Origin of the sequence: Prevotella sp. AM23-5 (genome assembly GCF_003473645.1) — a bacterium.
In the GTDB taxonomy this organism is placed as follows: domain Bacteria; phylum Bacteroidota; class Bacteroidia; order Bacteroidales; family Bacteroidaceae; genus Prevotella; species Prevotella copri_A.
On record NZ_QUCG01000006.1, the window covers coordinates 25385 to 50741 of the forward strand.

Sequence of the window (25357 nt, forward strand, 5' to 3'; positions counted from 1 at the left end):
GGGCAACACCCTGGGTTGTCATAGGTGCTAACCTGTCGCCCTGAAAGGGCAAAAGCTTTATTAACAATTAATTGTTAACGAAGTTTCCGAACTTATCAATCAATCCGTTTACTCCGTCTCTCACCGCCTCGAAATATGGATACTCATCTCTCAGACAGATTTCATCATAAAGGAAATCAGCCACGATGGTATCCTTTCCGTCAGGCATCACGAGTCCCATCTTGCCATTCTTCTCTGCAATAACCGGCATGATGCTCAAGTCATCATTATAGATATAGCAAGTGCGGAGGAAATCATAGACAGGCTGAAGCATCACGTTGCCCTGATGATCTTTCATGCCAAATTTGCCGTTTTCCTCGAAGACCTCATGGTAACGGATATACTTCTCCTTCAAGCGATGATAATAGAACACCATCTTACGCTTGTCGTTCACAAAGTCGAGCATATACTGGAAGGTATCACAGTAGTTAGCCACCGAACGGACGAGAATCATCTTCAGATCCAGTCCATCCAAAGCCTTGCGATTCAAATCAATATACTTGGCAATCGCCTTCTCTTTCTCTGAGACAGAGAGGCTCGCCAGCTTTTCCTCAAACTTGAGCATAGCCTGTTTGGTTCCCGACATACCCTTGATATATCGGTGAATCTGCCTGCTCATTTCAGAACAGATAAACTTGTCTATTTCCTGCTGCTCAATAGGGTCAGCATATTCCTTAATCAATGATTCAGGTGTAGCGTTCATGGTTATTTCCTTTCTTTTAGTTTATGGAGATTCCCCCGTGAACTTGGAAGGGAAATCTCCTGTTAGTATTATTTCTTCACGTTAGGCTGCTGCAATCCATAGCCCTTTCTCTTATCTTCCAACAAGAGGAGGAAGGAGATGACAATAGCAATCACACCAAAGGCTGCAAATATGGTCATCGTCTCTGTATAGTCGATGACACCATCGGCACCCGTGTTAGCCTGATTCACCTTACCAATCCATACTGGAATAAGAGCCAGTCCGATATTCTGAATATAGAAGATAAGGGCGTATGCAGTTCCTAAGAGTTTCATTGGGATAATCTTTGGTACAGAAGGCCACATTGCTGATGGTACCAAACCAAAAGCTACGCCAAGGATGAGCATCATCACGATGGCAAGCACCCATGAGTTGAGTGGAAGGGCAAATACTACGTGTACCAGTGTCAGGAGGCAACTGCCGATAATCATCAGCGTGGCACCCTTGCCATACTTGTCGTATATGCTACCAAAGAACGGTGTAAGGAAGATAGTACCGAATGGCAACATCGCAGGAATCAGACCTGCCAAATTAGCATCGACACCATACTTGAAAATCATCAACTTGGTTGCAAACTTCAGGAATGGGAATACACCTGCATAGAACATCAGGCAAAGGAAAGCCACATACCAGAAACCTGTTGTCTTGAACAGACCACCCAAGTCTGAAAACTTGAAACCTTCTTCCGGCTCAGTAGCCACAGCTGCTGCAGAAGCATCCTCCTTCTTGTCCATCACACAATAAACCAGATAAACCAGTACACCAGCGCAAAGCAAAGCTGCACCCAAAGCAATAGAAGCAGACACACCGCCCATTGCCTTTGCAAAAGGAAGAGAAAAGCCCAGGGCAGCGGCTGTTCCCAAACGGGCCGTAGCCACCTGCACTCCCATTGCCAGAGCCAACTCATGACCCGTAAACCACTTCACAATGACCTTGCTCACTGTGATACCGCATATCTCGCAGCCCACGCCATAGATGGCAAAGCCAAGTGCAGCTATCACTACCTGTGTACTGTAAGTACCGAAGAATGGTACTACTACCGAACCGCCAAACTCATGACCTACAGCATACCATTTCACCAAAGCTCCACCAAACATCAAAACAGTTGAGAGGATACCAGTGAAACGGATACCAAACTTATCGAGGATAAGACCACCGAAGAAGAGGAGCAGAAGGAACACATTGAAGTATCCATAGGCTCCTGAGAAGAAGCCGTACTCATCCGAACTCCATCCGAGTCCGAGGCCATTCTCAGCCCCCTTGGCAGCTGTCAAGAGAGGCTCCAGTGGAGACATTACATCTGTAAAAAAGTAACCGAACATCATCGTGACGCTCACGATGAAGAGGGCGGTCCAGCGAGCTGACTTCGAGTCGCTCAATTTCATCTGAATTTTTTCTGTTGTACTCATTTTATATTATTACTTATTTTTCCATAACCATTGTCGGAAGTTACTTTCTCTTCACATTCTTCGTTCTTGAAATATCAAAGAGATAAGATACCTTGAACACAATCTGTCCGTAGTTACTTTTTCCGAAATAATCTCGTTTGGATGAACCATAGATATTACCCAATCCATAATAATAGCGAGCCTCAGCCAGAAAATGTCCCACTTTCGGGATGCTGTACTCTGCACCCAAACCCAGGGCGATACCATAATCCAGCTTATTCTCTACAGCCATCGTATCTTGTGCCACTACCATACTTACCCGGTCATTATCTGTCTTAGGCATATTCTTCACGTCGAAGTTGGTAGTCTGAGAATCGTTGAGGTAGAGTCCGAACTGCGGACCGGCATTCACGAAGATGTTCAAGCCTCTCTCTTCCCTACCCCAAGCCAAGTGAGCGAAAACAGGTACCTGGATATAATTGATGGTACGGCTGTAAGCCATCGGCTGCTTGGTTTCGGTGATGATGACAGGCTGGTTGTCGATGTCGAGAATATCCTCCTTCCATCCCACCTTAGCATAGTTGACCTCTGCATAGATGGAACAGATGGTCTTGAAGTACTTCTCGCAAGTATATTTCATCGAGAGTCCGGCAGTCATTCCTCCATGCTGCTTCTGCTGAACCTCCGGTTCGAATCCTACAGAGCTGAGCACATAGCCACCGTTGAATCCGATGGAAAAATCGTTGCGATGCTCACCTATCTGAGCCTGTGCCGAGAGTCCTCCCCAAAGGAGAAGTCCCATCAACAGCGCCCCTATCTTGACTTTATTCATTCTTTCTTTTCTTACTATAAACGATTAACTATAAAAAACTACCGGTCCTAGTAATTCACAGATTCAATCTGGTGATTGAAGGTGTAGTGAATCAACTGGAAGTTCTTGTTCTTGTATCCACCCTTTGTCGTTTTCACGAAATGCAATGGAGTCTGCACTGGCTGATAGTTCACCTGCTGGCGTTCACCCGTAAACTCCTTGCCCTTCTTCTTGATACCCTGGATGAAGAACATACCATGATCATAACCCGTGATGGCGAAGCGAGGCTGCGCAATCATCATCGGCTGATGGAACCATCCCTCGTACGCCTTCTCCAGGTTCTGCGTTCTTTCGGCTACCGGATTGTAATAGAAGGTAGAAGGGATATAAGTATCGTACTTATAGAATCGCTCCAGATTGTACTTGGCGTACATCAACCACTCTGTATAGCCGAAGAGAGAGATAGATGCACCCGGATACTTGCTGTCAAACTCATCCAGCTTGTTGAGCACGGCTGTCAACTGTGGAGAACGGCCCGTATTCAAGATTACCACATTCTGCTTGCTTGGCAGGAAAGCCTTGGCAAACTGGTCGATGCTTGAGCTCACATTGGTGATACTATAGTTGATGTTTCTCTTCTCCAACTCCTTGCGAAGTCCGAAAGTGAAAGCTCCCTTACGAGAAGTAGAATCATTGCAATCTACAAAGATTGGATGCACATTGGTAAATCTGTTCAGGAAAGCCTTGATGGTGCATTCGTTCAATGTTTCAGGACTCTGATATACCTGGAAGATTTCCTTGTTGCGCTCCACATCGTCACCGCTGATGGAGAAAGGAATCACAAGCTTGATGCCATAGGTCTTGCAGAAGCCGGCAAGCGGAGCCACCTGCTTGGTATAAAGCGGGCCAAAGATGACATCACACGTATTGGCACCCTCCTGCAACAAGGTGGCGCGGATATCAGCGTCTATCGGCACGTTCCATGCATGGACATCGGTAGAGATGCCCTTCTTTTTCAGATAATTGCAAGCCATCAGGAGTCCACGATAATACTCCACCATACGCTTGCCATCACCATCCACATCATGCAAAGGCAACATCACGCCAATCTTCACCGCATCACTAGCCGCCACCTTCTGCTGAGCGGCAGCGGTTCCAGCTACAGCCGGTTTGCTGGAAGCAACAGCATTCTTATCCTCCTTCTGTGCCTTTTTAGGCGCATTAGGATTCTGCTGGTCGCTGGCAAAAGGAATAAAGAGGGTAGTTCCCTTCTGGAGCATGTAACCTTCCTGCTTCATCTCAGGGTTTGCCTCCATCAGTTCCGGCAGACTCAATCCATACTTATTGGCAATACCAAAAATAGTATCCTTTTTCTTCACTGTGTAGATGTCACGCCATTTCGTTGTCTGAGCAAAGATACCAACACTGAGCATGAGCCCCACAATCATCAAGAAATATCTTATGTTTCTTTTCATATCTTCCTGTTTTTAATGTTTATATGATCCTAAAATCTTGCCGTAACCGACATGATTTAAAGTTTTCTCCTGCAAAAATACAAAAAATCTCGCATCTAGCGCAATATCTCTCAGCTTTTTATTATCTTTGCACAAATAATTTGCAAAATGAGACAAAAAATAGGATTACTTGGTGCCTTATTGGCACTTTTTACCCCTCCAATGATGGCACAGGAAGAAATCGGAGAGGAGGAAGGCACACAGACCAGTGTCCTTCTGATGCCGAACGCATTCTCGCCAAACGGAGATGGCATCAACGACATCTACAAGCCCAAGGAGGGTTACCAGAACATCAAGGAGTTTCACGCCTATATATATAATAGGTGGGGACAGAAACTCTTTGAGTGGAGCGACCCTGCCACGGGATGGGATGGAACCTACAAGGGAAAGCCGGTAAAGGAAGGAGTCTATTTCTGTCTGGTCAAGGCAAAAGGAGCAGATGGCAAGACCTATCAGATTAAAAGAGATGTCAACCTGCTCAGAGGATATACAGCAGAACAATACAGTAACAATTAAGTGAGCGGAAATTAGAATATGAATTCAGAAGAAAAGATAAATGTATGGGGCGCCAGAGTACACAACCTCAAGAACATTGATGTTGAGATTCCACGCGACTCCCTCACCGTGATAACCGGACTTTCGGGTTCGGGCAAGTCGTCGTTGGCTTTCGATACCATCTTTGCCGAGGGTCAGCGCCGCTATATCGAGACGTTCTCTGCCTATGCCCGCAACTTTCTGGGCAATATGGAGCGCCCGGATGTAGATAAGATTACCGGTCTGAGTCCGGTCATCAGCATCGAACAGAAGACCACCAACAAGAACCCTCGTTCTACCGTAGGTACCACAACAGAGATTTACGATTATCTCCGTCTGCTCTTTGCCCGTGCCGGTACAGCCTACAGCTACCGCAGCGGTGAAGAGATGGTGAAATACACCGAAGAACAGGTCATCGATATGATTCTCGATGAATATGCCGGAAAGGCCATCTTCCTGCTGGCTCCTCTGATTCGCCAGCGCAAGGGACATTATCGCGAACTCTTCGAGAGTATGCGCCGCAAAGGTTATCTCTATGTACGTGTGGATGGAGAAATCCAGGAAGTGGTAAGCGGAATGAAGCTCGACCGCTACAAGATGCACAACATCGAGGTTGTCATCGACAAGCTCGTGGTGAAGGAAGCTGATGAGGAACGCATCCGCAAGAGCGTAGCTACCGCCATGAAGCAGGGCGACGGCATGGTGATGGTGATAGAGAAAGGTGAAAAGACGGGCAAGAACTTCTCAAAACGCCTGATGGATCCAGTTACCGGTATAGCCTACCAGGATCCGGCACCTAATATGTTCTCGTTCAATTCGCCGGAAGGTGCCTGCCCTCACTGCAAGGGTCTGGGAAAGGTAAACCAGATAGATATCAAGAAGGTGATTCCGGATGACAGCCTGAGCATCTACGAAGGTGGAATCGCCCCTCTCGGCAAATACAAGAACCAGATGATTTTCTGGCAGATTGAGTCTTTGCTCGAGAAATATGATCTGAAACTCAAGACTCCTATCGCAGAGATTCCGGGAGATGCCATGCAGGAAATCCTCTATGGATCACTGGAAAACGTAAAGATCGGTAAAGAAAAGGTGCATACCTCTTCGGATTACTTCTGCGCCTACGATGGCATCATCGACTATCTGCAGAAGGTGATAGAGAATGACGAGAGTGCGGCAGGAAAGAAATGGGCTGACCAGTTTATATCTACCATCGAATGCCCGGAGTGCCATGGACAGCGACTCAAGAAGGAATCGCTCGCCTTTCGTATCTGGGACAAGAATATCTCGGAAGTTGCCAATCTCGACATCGACGAACTGCGCGACTGGCTCGAACAGGTGGAAGCTCACCTCCCTTCCATGAAGGCAAAGGTGGCTCACGAAATCATCAAGGAGTTGCGCTCACGTGTCAACTTCCTCCTCGATGTGGGCCTGAACTATCTCTCTCTCAATCGCCAGTCGGCGTCACTCTCTGGTGGTGAAAGCCAGCGCATCCGTCTTGCTACCCAGATTGGCAGCCAGCTCGTCAATGTGCTCTACATCCTCGATGAGCCAAGTATCGGTCTGCACCAGCGAGACAACGAGCGACTCATCAACAGCCTGAAGGAATTGCGCGACCTGGGTAATACCGTCATCGTAGTAGAACATGATGAGGATATGATGCGAGCAGCCGACTGGATTGTAGATATCGGTCCGAAGGCAGGCAGAAAGGGAGGCGAAGTGGTTTTCCAGGGTACTCCGAAAGAGATGCTGAAGACCGACACCATCACCGCCCAGTATCTGAATGGCAAGATGGCAATAGAGATTCCTGAGCATCGCCGCAAAGGAAACGGCAAGAGCATCACCATCCGTGGAGCCAGGGGCAACAACCTGAAGGGAGTAGATGTAGAGTTTCCGCTCGGCAAGCTCATCGTTGTAACGGGAGTCAGCGGATCGGGTAAATCTACCCTGATCAATGAAACCCTGCAGCCTATCCTCTCCCAGCACTTCTACCGTTCCCTGAAGAAGCCGATGCCATACGACAGCATCGAAGGCATTGAGAATATCGACAAGGTAGTGAATGTTGATCAAAGTCCGATCGGCAGAACCCCTCGCAGTAATCCAGCTACCTACACAGGTGTATTCAGCGACATCCGCTCGCTGTTTGTGGGTCTTCCAGAAGCCAAGATCCGTGGTTACAAGCCAGGCAGATTTTCCTTCAACGTGAAGGGTGGCAGATGCGAAGCCTGTGGCGGAAATGGATACAAGACCATCGAGATGAACTTCCTGCCAGATGTCTATGTACCTTGTGAGGTATGCCACGGCAAGCGCTACAACCGTGAAACGCTGGAGGTAAGATACAAGGGAAAGAGCATCGCCGATGTACTGGACATGACCATCAACCAGGCAGTAGAGTTCTTCGAGAACGTGCCTCAGATTCTCAACAAGATCAAGGCATTACAGAGCGTAGGATTGGGTTACATCAAGTTGGGACAGAGTTCCACTACCCTTTCGGGCGGAGAAAGCCAGCGAGTGAAACTTGCTACCGAACTATCCAAACGTGATACCGGCAAGACGCTCTATATCCTGGATGAGCCTACCACCGGTCTTCATTTCGAAGACATCCGCATTCTGATGGATGTGCTTCAGAAACTGGTAGATAGAGGCAATACGGTGATTATCATCGAGCACAATCTGGATGTCATCAAGCTCGCCGACTGGCTCATTGACATGGGTCCCGAAGGTGGACGAGGTGGAGGTCAGCTTCTCTTTGCCGGCACACCGGAAGAGATGGCAAAGAGCAAGATAGGCTATACCTACAAATTTCTGGCACCCTTGCAGAAGAAGAAATAGCCATTCTTTGCTAGCAGGAGATAAAAGAATCCCGATTTCCAAGACTTTGCTCATCAGATGCAAAGTTCTGAAAATCGGGATTTTATATTTTAATCTTCGTCTGCAAATTCATTCAAGGTATAAGCACTACTGCCATCAAAGCAGTGGGTACATACCTGGCACTTAGGCAAACCGATAGCTTCCACGAGCTGCTCGATGGTATTGAACTTCAGTGTAGTCAATCCAAGCTGGTTGGCAATTTCATCCACCATTCTCTGATATTCAGGAGAACCTGTGGTAGCATACTTCTCCAGATTCTTGTTGGCATCGCCCTCAAACTTCTCGATGATTCTGCGGGTAATCAACTCCATGTCACTCTTGGAAGAAGTAAAGTTGATGAAAGGACAGCCATAAACCAATGGAGGACAAGCGATACGCATGTGGCATTCCTTCAGACCAGCCTGATCGAAAAGCACCTTCACATTGTCGCGAAGCTGGGTACCGCGCACGATACTGTCATCGCAGAACAACACACGCTTACCCTTCAACATAGCCTTGTTAGGAATCAGCTTCATCTTGGCTACCAGAGAGCGCATGCTCTGGTTGCTAGGTGTAAAGCTTCGAGGCCACGTAGGAGTATATTTGGCAATACAACGCTGGTAAGGTACGCCCTTACCGGCAGCATATCCCATCGCCATACCTGTACCAGAATCAGGAATACCACTGCAGCAATCTACCTCTACATCATCTGTCTTGGCAAGATTGAAGCCATTGGTAAAGCGAGCTTCCTCTACATTCTTGCCCTCGTAGGTAGAAGTTGGGAATCCATAATATACCCAGAGGAAAGAACAAACCTGCATCTTCTTGTTGGCAGGACGGATCTGCTCCATACCCTCTGCAGTAATCTTCACGATTTCGCCAGGACCTACCTCGTGTGCAGTCTCGAAGTCAAGGTTAGGGAATGAAGTAGTCTCACTGGAAGCTGCATAAGCACCCTCCTTCTTGCCTATAATAATAGGTGTACGTCCCCAACTGTCGCGGGCACAGATGATGCCATCCTCTGTAAGGATCATCATGGTGCAGGAACCCTTGATATGATGGAACACGTTCTCGATTCCCTCGCGGAAATTCTTGCCCTGGATGATGAGAAGAGCCACCAACTCGGTTGGGTTGGTACTTCCTGAAGACATCTCTGCAAAGTGCATATTCTTATCCAACAGGTGCTGAGTAAGTTCATCCTTATTTAATATCTTGGCTACTGTGCAAATGGCAAAGCGACCAAGATGAGAATTCATGATCAATGGCTGCGCATCTGTATCGCTAATCACACCGATACCTGATGTCGCACCCTCGAATTTGTCGAGTATAGGTTCAAACTTCGTTCTAAAATAAGAACTTTCTAAGTTGTGGATAGAGCGCACGAAGCCCTTCTCACTACTGTAGGTTGCCAAACCGCCTCGGCGTGTACCGAGATGTGAGTTGTAGTCGGTGCCGTAGAAAAGGTCTGCGACACAGCTTTTCTTGGAAATAGTTCCGAAAATGCCTCCCATAAGAGTATAATTCTATGTTTTATGTTTGAAATATGGGTGCAAAGGTAATATAAATCCAGAAAATATGCAAAACTTTTTGCGATTTTTCTACATTTTTATGTATATCGTTTCCCTTTGCACCCCTAATTTCTGCTAAAAGTCGGCTAAATATCTACTAATAAGACGACTGCTCCTAGAACTTGTATTGCAAACCCAGACTCATATCAAAGGTTTTAGACTTCACATCGTCATGATATGAGTAATGGGTATCACGCCAATAGTTGGACACATTGAAGTCCAGGTTCAGCCGATTGGACAGCGCCAGACCGAAGCGGGCATTCAGCACCAGCAGAGATGCATTTCCCTTGTCGCCCTGGGCATTGAGATAGAGCGGATCGGTCGTTGCCAGATCCTTTCCCTCATATCCCTTCCAGGTGAAGATGCGATAATAGTCGGCACCTATCTGGAAGGTAGCTACCTTGCCGAACTCCATGAAACTGATAGCCTTCACGCTATAACCGCTACCCATGTTGTAGTCGCGGTCTATCACATTATAATAATCGGTCAGACTTCCACCCAGCAGGATACCATCCAGGAAGACACGCTGCTCAAACCTGGTGAGATTGCCCACCTGAGGGAAGCGGTAGATGATGCCCGGACCGAAAGAGGCTGCCTCGGATATGCGGTAAGGCACCAGACTGGTACCATCCTTCACCGGCTGCGAATCGTAATAGTTGAAGTGCTGGAAGATACCGAACTCCATCTCCGTGCCCTTGCTCACCTCCACCGGTACACTCCACAATCTTCCCAGAAGATGCAGACCGGTAATCAGAGGCTGGTTGCTGCTCAAGCCGAAAGTGGCATCCAGTGTGAAGTAGTCGTATGGCTTGGTGGTTTCGCCATCAAACGGATCGCCATAAACCAGATTGAAACGGACGTATGGATTGCCCTCACCACGGAACAGCGTATTGTTGTCTGCGAGGTATCTGTAACCTGCCGATGCAAAGAAACTGACAGGACTGCGCTGGTAATCGTGATATTTATAATATTTGCCTCTCACCCGCCAGGCATCGCCACTCAAGATTCGATTCAACCCCTTGATCGGACAGATGAGGGTTCCCAGGAACTCTCGCATGAAACGAGGGAAACCAGACAGGCGGTCATCAAATACCAGATTGCTCACACGATGCGTCACCTCTCCGATGGCAATACCACCAAAAGTAGTAGCCATCAGGTCGTTGATGGCAGGCGGTTCTATCTCGCAGGTAGTCTCCCACATCAAACTTCCACAGAAAGAGTATGGCACCGATTCCCAGAAATTCATACCATGACTTCTCGCAGCATTGAAATAGAGTCCGCCATGGTATGGATGGGCAAACAGATTGGTAGAGAACTGGTCGTTATCCCAAACAAATCCCGTTTCAATATTGTGCTTGATGCTATGGAAGGAAATCTTGGCAAACTCCTCGTTCATCACAAACTGGTCGAAGCATTGCACACCCACATTGATGGCAAAAGCTTCCAAGGCAGCCTTCCAAGGATGCTTCTTCTGTCGCTCCGGATCATCGAAGGCAAAAATGGTTCCTTCCTTCCATGCCTCCATATCATATTCATTCTCCTTCCTGGCAGAGACATTCCCAAAAGATGAAGTGCGCTGGAGGCGCACAGCCAAGCCTGCTTCTACAATGGCACGACGGCGATACCTGCCACCATGATAATAATGGGTATCCCCATAGCCCACAGAGGCAAAGGCACTGGTGTATCTGCCCAACTGATAGTCGGCATTGATGCGAGCCTGCAGCGAATAGAGCCGTTCCGGCTTATCCTGAGAATGTTCCTGAAACGATTCAACGTGATAGAAACCCAGATCACCACTCAGGGAGAACTTAGGCGACAACTGGAAATACTGACCGATGCGATAGAACAAGGCACCCGAAAACTTCTCATCCAATCCGAAATAATGGGTTCCGATACCGAGGATGTTATACGTACTCCGGTTGCGGAATCTGATGGCAAGATTGGCTTTGGTAGCAGAACCGCCATAAAACATATAGTCGATACGCGTCTTTGGGTTCACATTCACCAGTCCTATCTTATGGGCTACAGTATCCCGGCTATAGTTGATGACACCAATCTGCACACCACGAGGATGGCTAAGGCAAACATTTAACAAACCAATCTGAGAACCATTCAGGGTATCAGCATAATTGTAGCCACCCAACTGCATGCCACGCATATAGGAAGAGCTGACATTGGCTGCTGCAATCTGCAAGCCTCTCTTCATACCCATGGAAATATTGGAAAGTCCACTCAGCTGAACTCCGCGGAACGGAGAACTGGACACATTATTAAATAAAGACAACTGCACGCCATTGCCACCCTTCACCACATTGGAAACACCCGAAACCTGCACACCGCGCATATCATCGCCCACCGAATTGATGATACCAGCCAAGCTCACACCACGCATCTGCTGGCGAACCACACTGGAAAAGACACCTATCTGGGCACCCCTGAGTGTATCGGGCGAGCAAAACAGAGACACGTTGCCAGAACTATACCCTTGGGCATAGACAGACTGACCTCCTAGCGAGAGTCCCATCAAAAGGGCAATAATCTTTCTCTTATTATCCATATACCTATCAAATTCAAAATGGCGAGAAGTCAGGATGACTTCTCGCCGGGAAATTGCATTATTCAAAGTTGGAGCTAAATAATGCATCAAAAAAAATATCTTTCAGAGGAATGTGCAGGCGAAGATTTCTCCTCCCCACACATTCTTATAAAGTTCAATTGCTTTTATTAATCCAGGTTCAAGCTCTTCTTGATAGCCTCAATCTTATCCATAGCAGCAGCTGTGCAGCGGTTGTAGCAGCCAGCGCACTTGAATGAAGGATCCTTTACCTCAATATAGAACTTGATCTTAGGCTCTGTACCAGAAGGGCGAACGCTGATCTTGGTATTGTCATCACAGAACCACTGGAGTACATTGCTTGTAGCAGGCATATCGAGCTTCTCTACACTGCCGTCAGCATGCTTCACCTCCAGACTCTGGTAGTCCTTCCAGGTAACCACCTTGCTGCCACCGAGTTCCTTAGGAGGGTTAGCACGGAAGTCTGCCATCATCTGCTTGATCTCGTCAGCACCCGTCTTTCCTGGGCGAACCACGTTTACTGTAAACTCCTTACTGAAGCCATACTCTGCATAGATCTGCATCAGGAGATCGTAGAGAGTCTTGCCCTGATCCTTAGCCCAGGCAGCAATCTCACAAATCAGGCAGATAGATGCAGGAGCATCCTTATCGCGTACCTTGTCGTATGGCAAGAAGCCGAAGCTCTCCTCACCACCACCGATATACTGCTGCTTGCCCTCAGAGATTGCAATCTCGCGTGCAATCCACTTGAAACCTGTGTAGCAGTCGCGCAACTCTACGTTATTCTTCTTGGCAATCTCAGCAATCACCTCTGTTGTAACGATGGTCTTTACGAGGAAGTCTGTTGGCTTCAACTTACCCAACTTCTTCTTGTTCTCGATGATATAGTAGCAGAACATCATGGCTGTCTGGTTACCGTTGATGATCATCCACTCCCCCTTGTCATCGCGGCAAACAATAGCGAGGCGGTCTGCATCAGGGTCAGTAGCTACTACGAGGTCAGCGTTCAACTTGGTACCGAGCTTCATACCGAGAGTCATAGCCTCAGCATTCTCTGGGTTAGGAGAAACCACTGTAGGGAAGTTGCCATCTACAACCATCTGCTCAGGAACTACATTGATGTTCTGGAAGCCCCAAGAACGCAGACAGAGAGGCACGATGACACGACCTGTACCGTGCATAGCTGAATAAACGATGTTGAGGTCTTTCTGACGGTTGATGACATCCTGGTCGATCATAGCAGAATGAACGGCTGTCATGTAGTCGTAATCCATCTCACCACCGATGATCTGAATCTTATCCCAGTTAGCCTCGAACTTCACCTGGTCGATAGTAACCTTGTTCACCTCCTCGATGATACCAGTATCGTGTGGAGCCAGAACCTGAGCACCATCACTCCAGTAAGCCTTGTAACCGTTGTACTCCTTAGGGTTGTGAGAAGCAGTAACGTTGACACCAGCCTTGGCACCGAGCTCGCGGATAGCGAATGAAATCTCGGGTGTTGGGCGGAGGCTCTCGAAGAGATAAGCCTTGATATCATTAGCTGAGAAGATGGCAGCAACAGTCTCTGCGAAGAGACGAGAGTTGTTACGGCAGTCATGGCCTACAACAACAGAAAGGTTCTCCTCACCTGGGAAAGCCTTGAGGATGTAGTTAGCAAAGCCCTGTGTAGCCATACCAACGATATATTTGTTCATTCGGTTGGTACCTGCGCCCATAATACCGCGCAAACCACCAGTACCGAACTCCAGGTTCTGATAGAAAGCATCTACGAGTGCTGACTTATCCTCAGCCTCGAGCATTGCCTTTACTTCGTTACGAGTTTCTTCATCAAAAGCAGGTGTGAGCCACTGCTGTGCTCTTTCTTCACACTGCTTAATCAATTCTGCGTTATTAGCCATAGTTTGATTCTATTTTGTTATTAATATTATTCTATCAGAGGGTTGTGCCCGAAAACAGCACAATATTTCTCTTTTTGCGTACAAAGATATATAAAATATTCGAGAAACCAAACAAGATTGGAGTTTTTTTTGTATTTTTGCACATTGAAACAAAAAAGTAATAAAAAAGAGGCTTATGGAATTATATTATACTGGCGTCATCATCGCCGTTTCCACCTTTTTAATAATAGGACTCTTCCACCCTATTGTCATCAAGGTAGAGTATCATACGGGCACCCGCTACTGGTGGGTGTTCCTGGTTGCGGGTATTATCAGCGTGGGTGCAGCCTTCCTGGTTGCGAATGTTCTCTTCTCTGCCCTTCTCGGTGTGCTGGGTGCTTCCTGTCTCTGGAGCATCGGGGAACTCTTCGAACAGAAAGAACGCTGCGAGAAGGGATGGTTCCCTAAGAACCCGAAGCTGGAAAAGAAAGGATACTATAAAAAATGAAAACTGAACTGATATTGGTCGGCAAGACCGTAAACAAGCATTTTATTGCGGGCATCAAGGATTATGCCGAGCGCATCACCCACTATATGCCCTTCAATATAACAACGATTCCTGAACTCAAGAACACCAAGAGTCTCAGCGAACAGCAGCAGAAGGAACGGGAGGGTGAACTGATTCTGAAACTGATTCAGCCTTCTGATACCGTGGTGCTGATGGATGAGCACGGACTGGAGTTCCGAAGCATCGAGTTTGCCAAATGGATAGAGCGCAAGCAGGCTACTGCCAGAAGACTCGTGTTTGTCATCGGGGGTCCTTACGGATTCTCGCAGGCTGTATATGACCGCGCCAACGAGAAGATCTCCCTTTCCAAGATGACCTTCTCGCATCAGATGGTACGCCTCATCTTTACAGAAGCGCTCTATCGCGCATGTACTATTATAAAAGGCGAACCTTATCACCACGAATAAGGGTAATAGGGTAAAGAGATCCCAAGTCTTCATCTTAAAAGTAAAAAAAAGAAAATGGGGAAAGAAAAATATATAGAAATCAAGGGGGCGAGAGCCAACAACCTGAAGAACATCGACGTGAAGATACCGCAAGGCAAGTTTGTTGCCATTACGGGAGTCTCCGGGTCGGGCAAGTCTTCATTGGCTTTCGATACCTTATATGCCGAGGGACAGCGCCGGTATGTGGAGTCGCTGTCTTCGTATGCCCGCCAGTTTCTGGGCAGAATGAGCAAACCGGAATGTGATTTCATCAAGGGATTACCTCCTGCCATCGCCATCGAGCAGAAGGTGATTTCCCGAAACCCACGTTCCACCGTGGGCACCAGTACGGAAATCTACGAATACCTGCGCCTGCTCTTCGCCCGTATCGGCAAAACCTATTCGCCTATCAGCGGACAGGAAGTGAAGCGCCATACTACCGAGGATGTGCTTGCCTGCACCCGACAGTTTTCCAAGGGCACCAAGTTTGTAATCCTTGCCCCTCTACATATTGTAGAAGGCAGAAGCCTGGAAAAGCAACTGGAGATGTATCTTCAGGAGGGATACGCACGCATTCTGGTGAAAGGTGAATTCATCCGCATCGACGATTTCAAGGGCGATGCCAAGCCGGAGGATATCTTCCTCGTCATCGACCGTGCTTCGGTAAGCGATGAGAAGGACGACATCAGCCGCCTCATCGATTCTGCCGAGACTGCTTTCTATGAGGGCGACGGTGCCTGCCGTCTCCTCTTCCTGCCGAGCAATATCAGCTACGATTTCTCTACCCGGTTCGAAGCCGACGGCATCACCTTCGAGGAACCAACCGACAACATGTTTGCCTTCAATTCCCCACTGGGTGCCTGCCCTACCTGCGAGGGATTCGGAAGCGTGATAGGCATCGACGAGAAGCTCGTCATCCCAAACACTTCCATGAGCCTCTACGATGGATGCGTGGTATGCTGGCGTGGAGAGAAGATGGGCATGTGGCTCAAGGAATTCATCCGACGTGCGGAGCCATACAACTTCCCGATCTTCAAGCCTTACTACGAGCTCACCCAGAAGGAGAAAGACTGGCTCTGGCATGGATTGCCTTCGGACAAGAAGCGCGACCCGCACGACCGGGTGAGCATCGACGAATTCTTCAGAATGGTGAAGGAGAACCAGTACAAGATACAATACCGTGTGATGCTGAGCCGATTCCGAGGCAAGACCATCTGTCCGGATTGCCATGGCACCCGACTCAAGAAGGAAGCCAACTATGTGAAGATTGGCGGAAAGAGCATCACCGAGCTGGTAGATATGTCGATTACCAATCTCAGCGCATGGTTCCAGAAGCTGGAGCTGACAGAGCATGAGCGGGAAGTGGGCAAGCGACTCTTGACCGAGGTTACCCACCGCCTGCAATTCCTTCTGGATGTGGGACTTGGCTACCTCACCCTCAACCGTCTCTCCAACTCCCTTTCCGGAGGAGAGAGCCAGCGCATCAACCTGACCACCAGCCTCGGTTCTTCGCTGGTAGGCAGCGTGTATATCCTCGACGAGCCAAGTATCGGACTCCATAGCCGAGATACCGACCGACTCATCAAGGTACTGAGAGAGCTGCAGCAACTGGGCAACACCGTGGTAGTGGTTGAACATGACGAAGAGATTATGCGTGCTGCCGATTATCTCATCGATATCGGTCCGGATGCAGGAAGACTGGGTGGAAGACTGGTATATGCCGGTCCGTCATCCGAATACTCATCCACCGACCCAGAGCAGCAGAAAGCCCTTCTGGAGAAATTCCCGGAGAGCCATACCATCCAGTATCTCACCCACAAGGAGGAGATTGCCGTTCCTGCCAGTCATCGTGCATGGAACAGAGCCATCGAGATCAAGGGAGCCCGAATGAACAATCTCCGCGGCATCGATGTAAGGATTCCGCTCAACATCTTCACCGTCATCACCGGCGTATCCGGTTCGGGCAAGAGTTCCCTCATCAAGGGAATCCTCTACCCTGCCCTCCGCCGCCATCTCGACCTGGTGGCAGATGCACCTGGCGAATACAGTTCGCTGGAAGGCGATGTGGATGCCATCAAGCACGTGGAGTTTGTAGATCAGAACCCTATCGGCAAGAGTACCCGCAGCAACCCTGCCACCTATCTGAAGGCATACGATGCCATCCGCACCCTCTTTGCCAACCAGCCACTCGCCAAGCAGATGGGATTCACCCCACAATTCTTCTCCTTCAATACCGAGGGCGGAAGATGCGAGGAATGCAAGGGAGCAGGATACGTAACCATCGAGATGCAGTTTATGGCTGACCTCACCCTTACCTGCGAGGCATGCAAGGGCAAGCGGTTCAAGCACGATATTCTGGAGGTACACTACGGAGGAAAGAATATCAATGATGTGCTGAACATGACCGTGAACGAGGCGATAGAGTTCTTCAGCGATGAAAGACTTCAGCACCATGTGGGCGATTTCGATGCCTGCCGCATCATCGTCAGCAAACTCAAGCCTCTGCAGGAGGTTGGATTGGGCTATATCAAGCTCGGTCAGAACTCCAGCACCCTCTCCGGCGGTGAGAACCAGCGTGTGAAACTCGCCTACTTTATCGGCAAGGAAGACCAGTCGCCTACGCTCTTCATCTTCGATGAGCCAACCACCGGTCTGCACTTCCATGATATCAAGCGTCTGCTCCATGCTTTCCAGGCGCTGATAGAACGAGGTCATTCCTTGGTAGTTATCGAACATAACCTGGATGTCATCAAGTGTGCCGACCATATCATCGACCTCGGACCAGAGGGTGGCGACAAGGGCGGTAACCTCGTGATAGCCGGTACTCCAGAGGAAGTTGTCGCATGCAAAACCAGCTTAACTGGTAAATTTCTTAAGAATTATATAAAATAATGTAAAAAAGTAGCGCTATAATAAACTTTATATGTACTTTTGCATCCAATTAGCATATAATTAATATATAATAAGGTACATCAATAAGTAAATTTAATAAAGAAAGGATATAAAGATGAAAAGAATCATATTGGCTTTGACGATGCTCGTAGCTATGGTAGCAACAGCCTCAGCTCAGGCAGAAATCAAGTTTGAAAAGGTAGTGCACAACTTCGGTACCTTCGAAGAGACCGCTCCTGTGCAGAAGGCTGTATTCACCTTCACCAATGTGGGAAACAAGCCTCTCGTCATCAACCAGGCTATCGCTAGCTGCGGTTGCACCGTGCCATCTTATACCAAGCAGCCAATCGCTCCAGGTCAGAAGGGACAGATCAGTGTTACCTACAATGGCAAGGGTATGTTCCCTGGTCATTTCAAGAAGAGCATCACCGTTCGTACCAATGGCAATGTAGAGATGTCACGCATCTATATTGAAGGCGTGATGAACGAGAAGAAGTAAGCTTGATATGATATTTTATTTTTCTGGAACAGGAAATACCAAGTGGGCGGCGTCGAAACTGGCGGCGGCTACTCGTGAAGACTTGATTTCCATCGCTCCTTACATGAGGGCAGATGATTCAAGCCATAACTTAGCCGAGCCGTTTATTCTGAAAGAGAATGAACGGCTCGGATTCGTTTTCCCCGTACATGGATGGCGTGTGCCGAAACTGGTAAGGGAATTTATCTGCAAGATGAAGATTCAGAGAGTATCATCTGATGCCACTGGCGGAAACAAGGCGAAAGCCGATGACTGTCAGAAGAATCGCCCCTTCGCCTATTGCGTCTGCACGGCAGGCGACAGCATCGGACTAACTATAGAGAATCTCAACGAGGTGATTTCCCTGAACCCATCGCTTCAGGCTCTGGGCATTACGGAGGTTTCATCCTCCTACTCTCTCATCATGCCGGAATCGTACATCGGTCTGCCGTTCATGGATGTGGATCCGAAGGAGCGTGAAATCCGAAAGAAGGAAACGGCGGCACAGGAACTTGCCGTAGTATGTGAAGAAATCTTCGACCGCAAGGAAGGCATCAGCCGATTGGTCAAAGGTCCTATCCCATGGTTCTTCACCAAGGTGGTGGGTGGTTTCTTCGAGAATGTACTCATCACCGACAAGCGTTTCCACGTAGAGAAAGACCGTTGCGTGAAGTGCGGCATCTGTGCCAACGTATGTCCGGTAGGTGATATCAAGGGCGGACATGGCGAATATCCAGTCTGGCTGCACCATAAGGATTGCCTCACCTGCTTTACCTGCTATCACCATTGTCCGCATCACGCCATCGAGTTTGGAAACCAGACTCAGAAGAAGGGACAATACTATTTCAGATAATTGCCCCTTCTGAAGCGGGATCCAGAACCAATCCATAATAATGATTCAGTAACTAATCCATAATAATGATGAAAAAGATTATCCTATGCCTAACACTCGCTTTGATGTCTGCCACTACCATGTTTGCAGTCAAGGCGAAACCAGGTATCACCCAATTACAACTGGTGGATGGTACCATCGTATCAGCAACTCTCAATGGAGATGAGCATTTTTCGTATTACTCGCTTCTCGACGGCACTCCGCTGAAGAAGAGTGATAACGGAAAATACGAAATCATCTCTACCGAGACGCTCAATGCCCGAAAAGCTACAGTTATCAATACTCTCAAGACAAGAGCAAGTGGCATTGGCTCAATACGCCCAGCCTATTTTCCTCATACAGGATCGCCCAAGGCGCTGGTTATCCTGGTAGATTTCAAGGATGTAAAGTTCAAGAGCAGCGACCCCGTTGCCACCTTCAACCATTACCTCAATGCTGATTTCGGCACACCAGTACCTAGCCAGGATGCTTCGGTATTCAACCAGGAAGATGTCAACTACGGTTCGGTAAAGGAGTATTTCAAGGAATGCAGCATGGGGCAATTCACCCCACAGTTCGACATCGTAGGTCCAGTTACTGTCAGTCAGAAATCTGCATACTATGGAGCAGATGATAAAAATGTTCAAAATGGTACAGATAAGAATTTCAAGCAGATGATCTGTGAGGCCTGCAACAAGGTTGCCGACAAGATTGATTTCTCTAAATATGATTCCGATGGCGACAAGTTCGTAGATTTGGTTTACATCATCTATGCCGGCTATTCGCAGAGTATCAGCGGCAATTCCGACGACTATCTCTGGCCTAAGTCGGGTACCGATAATTTCTATAAATATGATGAGAACGGCAAAGAGATTTCACCACTGAAGTACCTGATTTTCAACGGATGCAGAGTCTGTCGCTTTGGTCTCAACAACGAGTTGAATGGTTCGCCTGATTCAAAAACCCCTTCCATCAATGGCATCGGACTCTTCTGTCACGAGTTCTCTCATACCATGGGCTTGCCTGATCATTATGATACCGAGTATAAGAATGCCGACAACCAGTCGCCAGAGTTCTGGGATCTGATGGATGCAGGCGAATATACATACGATGGTTACTGTCCTACCCCTTATACACCATGGCAAAAGATGCTGATGGGATGGGCTACCCCTATCACGCTCGATGGAACACAGGCAGGACAATATACCCTGGAACCATACGACTTAGCATCAAAAGCTTACAAGATAGAGGCTGATGTGAACGAAGATAATTTCCGCATCAACGAGAATTACTCTTCAACCGAACTTAGTGATAAGAAAAAGAAGGAATTAAAGGAAAGGGCCAAGGGTGAATTCCTCCTCCTCCAGAACATCAGAAACGAAGGTTGGTACAAGCATCTTCTAGGCTATGGCCTGCTGGTATGGCGCATCGATTACAGCGATATCGACCAGGTACACCTCACGGACAACCCTAACGACACCATCGGTATTCCTAGAGTAACCATCGTTCCAGCTGATGGTCTGATCATCAACCAGGCAAATGTTGGTAACAAAAAATATACTATAGACGAATACTGGGAGAACTGCGCAAACGACCCATTCCCTGCCTATGGAATCGGAAAGGATGGAAGCGACATCAACAGTCTTACAGAAGTGAAGTTCAACTGGAGCACGATGACTACCCGCCCACTCTACAACATCGCAAAGGATGAGGCTACCGGCATCGTCAGCTTCGACTACCTCAAGGATTTCAAGGCTACGGGTATCGAGAACACCCTTCTTGACAAGGATGCAACCTCCACCCCAACCGAATACTTCGACCTGGAAGGCAGGAAGATTGCCACCCCTCTCAAGGGACATCTTTACATCACCAATAAGGGAAAGAAGGTAATATACTAAGAGGAAAAACTTCCGCTATGAATAGAAAGTTATGTTCAGCGACGTTGAATGTGTGTTCAGCAGTGTTGAACTTAAGTTCAGCAGTGCTGAACATAGGTTCAACACTATTGAACATAGATTATCATTAAGGATAAGAACAAATGCCATTAATGATGAAGACAATCATCATTAACAGTGAAGACAATCATTAAAAACATCAGATATAATTTCCATTAGGAACAAAACAAAAATCCCTAGGCGATATCAGCTATCGTCTAGGGATTTTTCATATTCTTTTAATAGATTCTAGGACCGAAGATGGTAGTACCCACGCGCACCATCGTACTGCCGTGCTTGACAGCGATATGATAGTCGTGGCTCATACCCCAGCTGCGCTCGCAGAAGGCATCATCATCGGCGAAATACTTTGCCTTTACCTCATCGAAGAACTTGGCAGCCTCATCAAATTCAGAGGCAATCTGCTGTTCATCATCGGTATTCGATGCCATCATCATCAAGCCGCATATCTGCACATGAGGCATCTCTCTCCACTCGCCAGACTCCAGGAGTTCACGGCAGGCATCGAGCGAAAGCCCCGATTTGGTATCTTCCTCCGCAATATGCAGTTCCAGCAACACCTTCACCACGCGGTCGTGCTTGGCTGCCTGCTTGTTAATCTCCTTCAGGAGCTTCAGGCTATCCACCGACTCAACCATGGAGATATAAGGAGCAATGTACTTCACCTTATTACTTTGCAAATGACCGATGAAATGCCACTGGATATCCTTAGGCAGGGAAGCCACCTTCCTGGCGAGTTCCTGCTCATGGCTCTCGCCAAAGATGCGCTGCCCCTCGGCATACGCCGCCTCAATAAACTCGTTGGGATGAAACTTGCTGATGGCTACAAGGCTAACCCCTGCAGGCAAGCTGCCCAACACTTCATGAAGATTTCCTTTTACATCATACATAGTTCTTCCTCCCTCTCTTTACTGATTCTGCTGCTCGTACTCAGGTACGTCGTTCTTCTCCTCCTTCTTCTCGCCAGGAGCGTGATGCTCGAAAACATCCATCAGCTTGGTCTCGTTCAAGCCTACTACATCATAGTCGATCATGGTCTTGCCCATCACCTCGTCGATATAGCGGAGTGCACGAGCCAAAGACTTAGCCTGTACGAGATATGTAACGTTAGAGCGCTTCTCCTTTTCAGACTTTTCATCGATGGTGATGAACTGGAGCTTAGCCTTGTACCACTTGTCATCATCATCAATATCGCTGAAGAAGATCTCTCCATAGCAAGCCTTACCGATACCGCTGACCTTCAACTCGCCGCTTACATAGACAGACATCTCGTCGATAATAGCGCTCTCTGCCTCGGTGAAACTCAGGGCATCAACCACGTATGCTTCAGAAACCACCTTTTCTGAACCATCCTCCATTGTCTTCTGATATTTAACCTTTGTCTCAAACCAAGTGCTTGTTCTACTTCTCATAATTTCTTTTCCTTTTACTAATGTTTAAAATCTTTGTTTTATTATCCTTTTCCTGACCACCTTTTCCCTTTCCACCTATTATATGATAGGCAGGGTGAAAGCGCCGAAAGATGATGCAAAGTTATAAAAAAGAATGGAGAAGAACAACAGAATAAAGAGTTTTTTACTAAAAAATCAAATTTTAACCCAATCTATTACGTATTTTCAATGAAATTACGTATCTTTGCAGTCGATTTGCGAGATATTGTTTCATCTGATAAGGCTGGGTAAGTACCGTGCCTGGAAGAGGAAACTGCTTGCTAGGGTTAATAACAGAAAGAATTATTTAGAAAAGATGCCAGAAATATCTGTACGCGGTCTTGAAATGCCAGAGTCACCTATCAGAAAGTTGGCTCCACTGGCTGCCGCAGCAAAGAAACGTGGAGTTAAGGTTTATCACCTCAATATTGGTCAGCCTGACCTGCCTACTCCACAGTGTGGTCTCGATGCGCTGAAACACATCGACCGCACCATCTTGGAGTATTCTCCAAGTCAGGGCTATCTCAGTTATCGTGAGAAGCTAGTAGATTATTACAAGAAATTCAATATCAACGTAACTGCCGATGATATCATCATCACATCGGGAGGTTCTGAGGCTGTGCTCTTCTCGTTCATGAGTTGCTTGAACCCAGGAGACGAGATCATCGTGCCAGAACCTGCCTATGCCAACTATATGGCGTTCGCCATCTCGGCGGGTGCCAAGATCCGTACCATCGCCACTACCATCGAGGAAGGTTTCTCCCTGCCTAAGGTGGAGAAGTTTGAGGAACTCATCAATGAGCGCACCCGTGCCATTCTGATCTGTAACCCGAACAACCCTACCGGATATCTCTATACCCGCAGAGAGATGAACCAGATTCGCGACCTGGTGAAGAAGTACGATCTCTACCTCTTCTCTGATGAGGTTTACCGCGAGTATATCTATACTGGCAGCCCTTACATCAGTGCGATGCACCTGGAGGGTATCGAGCAGAACACCGTGCTCATCGACTCTGTATCCAAGCGATACAGCGAGTGTGGTATCCGTGTGGGTGCCCTGATTACCAAGAATGCCGAGATCCGCAAGGCGGTGATGAAGTTCTGTCAGGCTCGCCTCTCTCCTCCACTGATCGGTCAGATTGTTGCCGAGGCTTCACTCGATGCACCCGAGGAGTACTATCGCGATGTATATGATGAGTACGTAGAACGACGCAAGTGTCTGATCGACGGTCTCAACCGTATCCCTGGCGTTTACTCTCCTATCCCAATGGGTGCCTTCTATACCGTAGCCAAGTTGCCTATCGACGACTCAGACAAGTTCTGCCGTTGGTGTCTGGAAGAGTTTGAATATGAGGGCGAGACCGTGATGATGGCTCCAGCCTCAGGTTTCTACACCACTCCTGGTGCCGGAAGAAACCAGGTGCGCATGGCCTACGTATTGAAGAAAGACGACCTGAACCGCGCATTGATTGTTCTTGCCAAGGCACTCGAAGCTTACCCGGGAAGAGTAGAGGATGAAGGACTGTAAGAAAGTGAAGAACGAAATATGAATTTTCCTCTGTTTATAGCAAAGAGATTATATCGTGATCAGGGCGACAAACGTAAGGTTTCTCGCCCTGCTATTCATATTGCCACAGCCGGTGTTGCCATCGGACTTGCCATCATGGTCATGTCGGTATGCGTGGTGCTGGGATTCAAGCACACCATCCGCGACAAGGTGATTGGCTTCGGAAGCCATATCCAGGTGGCCGACTTCATGACCCTGCAGCAGCAGAACCAGTATCCGGTGGTGATGAACGACTCGATGGTGAAGGTGCTCCAGAAGATTCCGGGCGTGAAACATGTGCAGCGCTTTGCCATGAAAGAAGGAATCCTCAAGACCGACAACGATTTCCTGGGCGTAGTGCTCAAGGGTGTGGGACCGGATTTCGACTCTACCTTCATCCATCAGAACATGGTGGAAGGAAGCATACCGAAGTTTGATGACAAAGCCAGCCATAACCAGATTCTGATTTCCAAGCTGATGGCAGACAAGTTGAAGCTGAAGAACGGCGAGCGCATCTTCGCCTACTTCATCGACAACCAGGGCGTGAGAATGCGCCGGTTCACCATCGCAGGCATCTACGAGACCAATCTCAAGAAGTATGATGAACTGATGGTCTATACCGACCTCTATACAGCCGTGAAGCTGAATGGATGGGAGGATGACCAGGCAAGCGGTGCCGAACTGACCGTGAAGGACTTCGACAAGCTCAACGAGACGGAAGACTATGTTATCAATAAGGTGAACCGTACCGTAGATCATTACGGAGAAACCTACAGCAGCGCCACCATCAAGGAACTGAATCCGAACATCTTCCAATGGCTCAGCCTGATGGACCTGAATGTATGGATTATCCTGGGACTGATGCTCATCGTGGCAGGCGTAACGATGATCAGCGGATTGCTCATCATCATCCTGGAGCGCACTTCGATGATTGGAGTGATGAAAGCCCTGGGTGCCCGCAACAAGACCATCCGCCACACCTTCCTCTGGTTTGCCGTATTCATCATCGGCAAGGGAATGTTACTGGGCAATGTCATCGGACTGGGACTTCTTGCCCTGCAGCATTTCACGGGAATGGTGAAGCTCGATGCCCAGACTTACTACGTAAGTACGGTACCGGTGGAGTTCAACTGGCTCTTTATCGTGGCACTTAACGTAGCCACCCTCCTCATCAGCATCTTCATGCTGGTAGCGCCAAGTTACCTCATCTCTCATATTCATCCAGCCAAATCGATGAGATACGAATAAGATTCAC

General features: G+C 48.0%; 18 protein-coding genes and 1 pseudogene. 10 read left to right on the plus strand and 9 right to left on the minus strand.

Going from position 1 to position 25357, the window contains the following annotated elements:
• Positions 1 to 67: 67 nt before the first annotated feature.
• The 4 genes from DW657_RS02740 to DW657_RS02755 all read right to left on the minus strand — a co-directional run bounded on the left by DW657_RS02740 (position 68) and on the right by DW657_RS02755 (position 4455).
• Entirely contained in the window at positions 68 to 742 is a 675-nt protein-coding gene (locus tag DW657_RS02740) for a hypothetical protein (RefSeq protein ID WP_118311319.1), read from the minus strand.
• Positions 743 to 810: 68 nt separating this feature from the next.
• Positions 811 to 2190, minus strand: a complete 1380-nt coding sequence (locus DW657_RS02745) for a nitrate/nitrite transporter (RefSeq protein ID WP_118311320.1) — start codon at positions 2188 to 2190, stop codon at positions 811 to 813.
• A 40-nt stretch (positions 2191 to 2230) separates the two neighbouring features.
• A complete protein-coding gene (locus DW657_RS02750; protein WP_089542829.1) occupies positions 2231 to 3001 on the minus strand; it encodes a porin family protein in 771 nt (256 codons plus the stop codon).
• Between the two features lie 47 nt (positions 3002 to 3048).
• Positions 3049 to 4455 (minus strand): LysM domain-containing protein, encoded by a 1407-nt coding sequence (locus DW657_RS02755; RefSeq protein WP_118311321.1) that lies wholly within the window; start codon positions 4453 to 4455, stop codon positions 3049 to 3051.
• Positions 4456 to 4701: 246 nt separating this feature from the next.
• Here DW657_RS02755 and DW657_RS02760 point away from each other — a divergent pair.
• Positions 4702 to 5010, plus strand: a pseudogene (locus DW657_RS02760) (gliding motility-associated C-terminal domain-containing protein); the annotation flags it as partial.
• A gap of 18 nt (positions 5011 to 5028) precedes the next feature.
• Positions 5029 to 7857, plus strand: a complete 2829-nt coding sequence (gene uvrA, locus DW657_RS02765; protein ID WP_118311322.1) for an excinuclease ABC subunit UvrA — start codon at positions 5029 to 5031, stop codon at positions 7855 to 7857.
• An 89-nt stretch (positions 7858 to 7946) separates the two neighbouring features.
• Here the strand turns inward: uvrA (DW657_RS02765) and DW657_RS02770 are convergent, their stop codons facing one another.
• The 3 genes from DW657_RS02770 to DW657_RS02780 all read right to left on the minus strand — a co-directional run bounded on the left by DW657_RS02770 (position 7947) and on the right by DW657_RS02780 (position 13919).
• Positions 7947 to 9386 carry an amidophosphoribosyltransferase gene (locus DW657_RS02770; protein ID WP_118311323.1) on the minus strand — a complete coding sequence of 480 codons (1440 nt, stop codon included), beginning with the start codon at positions 9384 to 9386 and terminating at the stop codon, positions 7947 to 7949.
• Between the two features lie 172 nt (positions 9387 to 9558).
• Positions 9559 to 12000: a DUF3943 domain-containing protein gene (locus tag DW657_RS02775; protein WP_118311324.1), complete on the minus strand. Its 2442-nt coding sequence runs from the start codon at positions 11998 to 12000 to the stop codon at positions 9559 to 9561.
• 167 nt (positions 12001 to 12167) lie between these two features.
• Complete coding sequence (locus DW657_RS02780) at positions 12168 to 13919, minus strand: phospho-sugar mutase (protein ID WP_118311325.1); 1752 nt, start codon at positions 13917 to 13919, stop codon at positions 12168 to 12170.
• Positions 13920 to 14094: 175 nt separating this feature from the next.
• On the opposite strand from DW657_RS02780, the gene DW657_RS02785 reads away from it, so the two are divergent.
• From DW657_RS02785 to DW657_RS02810, 6 genes are all read left to right on the plus strand, one after another.
• Positions 14095 to 14406, plus strand: coding sequence for a DUF4491 family protein (locus DW657_RS02785; protein ID WP_118311326.1), 312 nt, complete (start codon positions 14095 to 14097; stop codon positions 14404 to 14406).
• Positions 14403 to 14873 (plus strand): 23S rRNA (pseudouridine(1915)-N(3))-methyltransferase RlmH, encoded by a 471-nt coding sequence (gene rlmH, locus DW657_RS02790; RefSeq protein WP_089542837.1) that lies wholly within the window; start codon positions 14403 to 14405, stop codon positions 14871 to 14873. The genes DW657_RS02785 and rlmH overlap by 4 nt, the downstream gene beginning before the upstream one ends.
• Before the next feature lie 54 nt (positions 14874 to 14927).
• Positions 14928 to 17783: an excinuclease ABC subunit UvrA gene (gene uvrA / locus DW657_RS02795; RefSeq protein WP_118311327.1), complete on the plus strand. Its 2856-nt coding sequence runs from the start codon at positions 14928 to 14930 to the stop codon at positions 17781 to 17783.
• 115 nt (positions 17784 to 17898) lie between these two features.
• On the plus strand, positions 17899 to 18282 hold the full coding sequence (locus DW657_RS02800; protein WP_089542839.1) for a DUF1573 domain-containing protein: 384 nt from the start codon (positions 17899 to 17901) through the stop codon (positions 18280 to 18282).
• 7 nt (positions 18283 to 18289) lie between these two features.
• Positions 18290 to 19153, plus strand: coding sequence for an EFR1 family ferrodoxin (locus tag DW657_RS02805; RefSeq protein WP_118311328.1), 864 nt, complete (start codon positions 18290 to 18292; stop codon positions 19151 to 19153).
• Positions 19154 to 19221: 68 nt separating this feature from the next.
• Positions 19222 to 21069 carry a M6 family metalloprotease domain-containing protein gene (locus DW657_RS02810; protein ID WP_158577305.1) on the plus strand — a complete coding sequence of 616 codons (1848 nt, stop codon included), beginning with the start codon at positions 19222 to 19224 and terminating at the stop codon, positions 21067 to 21069.
• Positions 21070 to 21344: 275 nt separating this feature from the next.
• Here DW657_RS02810 and DW657_RS02815 read toward each other — a convergent pair whose 3' ends face one another.
• Together DW657_RS02815 and DW657_RS02820 are read right to left on the minus strand one after the other, a co-directional pair.
• Positions 21345 to 22016, minus strand: coding sequence for a YggS family pyridoxal phosphate-dependent enzyme (locus DW657_RS02815; RefSeq protein WP_118311330.1), 672 nt, complete (start codon positions 22014 to 22016; stop codon positions 21345 to 21347).
• Positions 22017 to 22034: 18 nt separating this feature from the next.
• On the minus strand, positions 22035 to 22538 hold the full coding sequence (locus DW657_RS02820) for a DUF4494 domain-containing protein (protein WP_118311331.1): 504 nt from the start codon (positions 22536 to 22538) through the stop codon (positions 22035 to 22037).
• A 334-nt stretch (positions 22539 to 22872) separates the two neighbouring features.
• Here DW657_RS02820 and DW657_RS02825 point away from each other — a divergent pair, with 334 nt between their 5' ends.
• Both DW657_RS02825 and DW657_RS02830 read left to right on the plus strand, forming a co-directional pair.
• Positions 22873 to 24084, plus strand: a complete 1212-nt coding sequence (locus DW657_RS02825) for a pyridoxal phosphate-dependent aminotransferase (protein WP_089542970.1) — start codon at positions 22873 to 22875, stop codon at positions 24082 to 24084.
• Between the two features lie 18 nt (positions 24085 to 24102).
• Positions 24103 to 25350: an FtsX-like permease family protein gene (locus DW657_RS02830; RefSeq protein ID WP_089542844.1), complete on the plus strand. Its 1248-nt coding sequence runs from the start codon at positions 24103 to 24105 to the stop codon at positions 25348 to 25350.
• Positions 25351 to 25357: the final 7 nt, after the last annotated feature.

Excerpts from the sequence above, each read along its gene's own strand:
- DW657_RS02805 (WP_118311328.1), top strand. The coding sequence starts at position 18,290 with ATGATATTTTATTTTTCTGGAACAGGAAATACCAAGTGGGCGGCGTCG.
- DW657_RS02740 (WP_118311319.1), bottom strand. The coding sequence starts at position 742 with ATGAACGCTACACCTGAATCATTGATTAAGGAATATGCTGACCCTATT.
- DW657_RS02830 (WP_089542844.1), top strand. The coding sequence starts at position 24,103 with ATGAATTTTCCTCTGTTTATAGCAAAGAGATTATATCGTGATCAGGGC.
- uvrA (WP_118311322.1), top strand. The coding sequence starts at position 5,029 with ATGAATTCAGAAGAAAAGATAAATGTATGGGGCGCCAGAGTACACAAC.
- DW657_RS02820 (WP_118311331.1), bottom strand. The coding sequence starts at position 22,538 with ATGAGAAGTAGAACAAGCACTTGGTTTGAGACAAAGGTTAAATATCAG.
- DW657_RS02810 (WP_158577305.1), top strand. The coding sequence starts at position 19,222 with ATGAAAAAGATTATCCTATGCCTAACACTCGCTTTGATGTCTGCCACT.
- DW657_RS02800 (WP_089542839.1), top strand. The coding sequence starts at position 17,899 with ATGAAAAGAATCATATTGGCTTTGACGATGCTCGTAGCTATGGTAGCA.
- DW657_RS02825 (WP_089542970.1), top strand. The coding sequence starts at position 22,873 with ATGCCAGAAATATCTGTACGCGGTCTTGAAATGCCAGAGTCACCTATC.
- DW657_RS02780 (WP_118311325.1), bottom strand. The coding sequence starts at position 13,919 with ATGGCTAATAACGCAGAATTGATTAAGCAGTGTGAAGAAAGAGCACAG.
- uvrA (WP_118311327.1), top strand. The coding sequence starts at position 14,928 with ATGGGGAAAGAAAAATATATAGAAATCAAGGGGGCGAGAGCCAACAAC.
- DW657_RS02775 (WP_118311324.1), bottom strand. The coding sequence starts at position 12,000 with ATGGATAATAAGAGAAAGATTATTGCCCTTTTGATGGGACTCTCGCTA.
- DW657_RS02755 (WP_118311321.1), bottom strand. The coding sequence starts at position 4,455 with ATGAAAAGAAACATAAGATATTTCTTGATGATTGTGGGGCTCATGCTC.
- DW657_RS02750 (WP_089542829.1), bottom strand. The coding sequence starts at position 3,001 with ATGAATAAAGTCAAGATAGGGGCGCTGTTGATGGGACTTCTCCTTTGG.
- DW657_RS02745 (WP_118311320.1), bottom strand. The coding sequence starts at position 2,190 with ATGAGTACAACAGAAAAAATTCAGATGAAATTGAGCGACTCGAAGTCA.
- rlmH (WP_089542837.1), top strand. The coding sequence starts at position 14,403 with ATGAAAACTGAACTGATATTGGTCGGCAAGACCGTAAACAAGCATTTT.
- DW657_RS02785 (WP_118311326.1), top strand. The coding sequence starts at position 14,095 with ATGGAATTATATTATACTGGCGTCATCATCGCCGTTTCCACCTTTTTA.
- DW657_RS02770 (WP_118311323.1), bottom strand. The coding sequence starts at position 9,386 with ATGGGAGGCATTTTCGGAACTATTTCCAAGAAAAGCTGTGTCGCAGAC.
- DW657_RS02815 (WP_118311330.1), bottom strand. The coding sequence starts at position 22,016 with ATGTATGATGTAAAAGGAAATCTTCATGAAGTGTTGGGCAGCTTGCCT.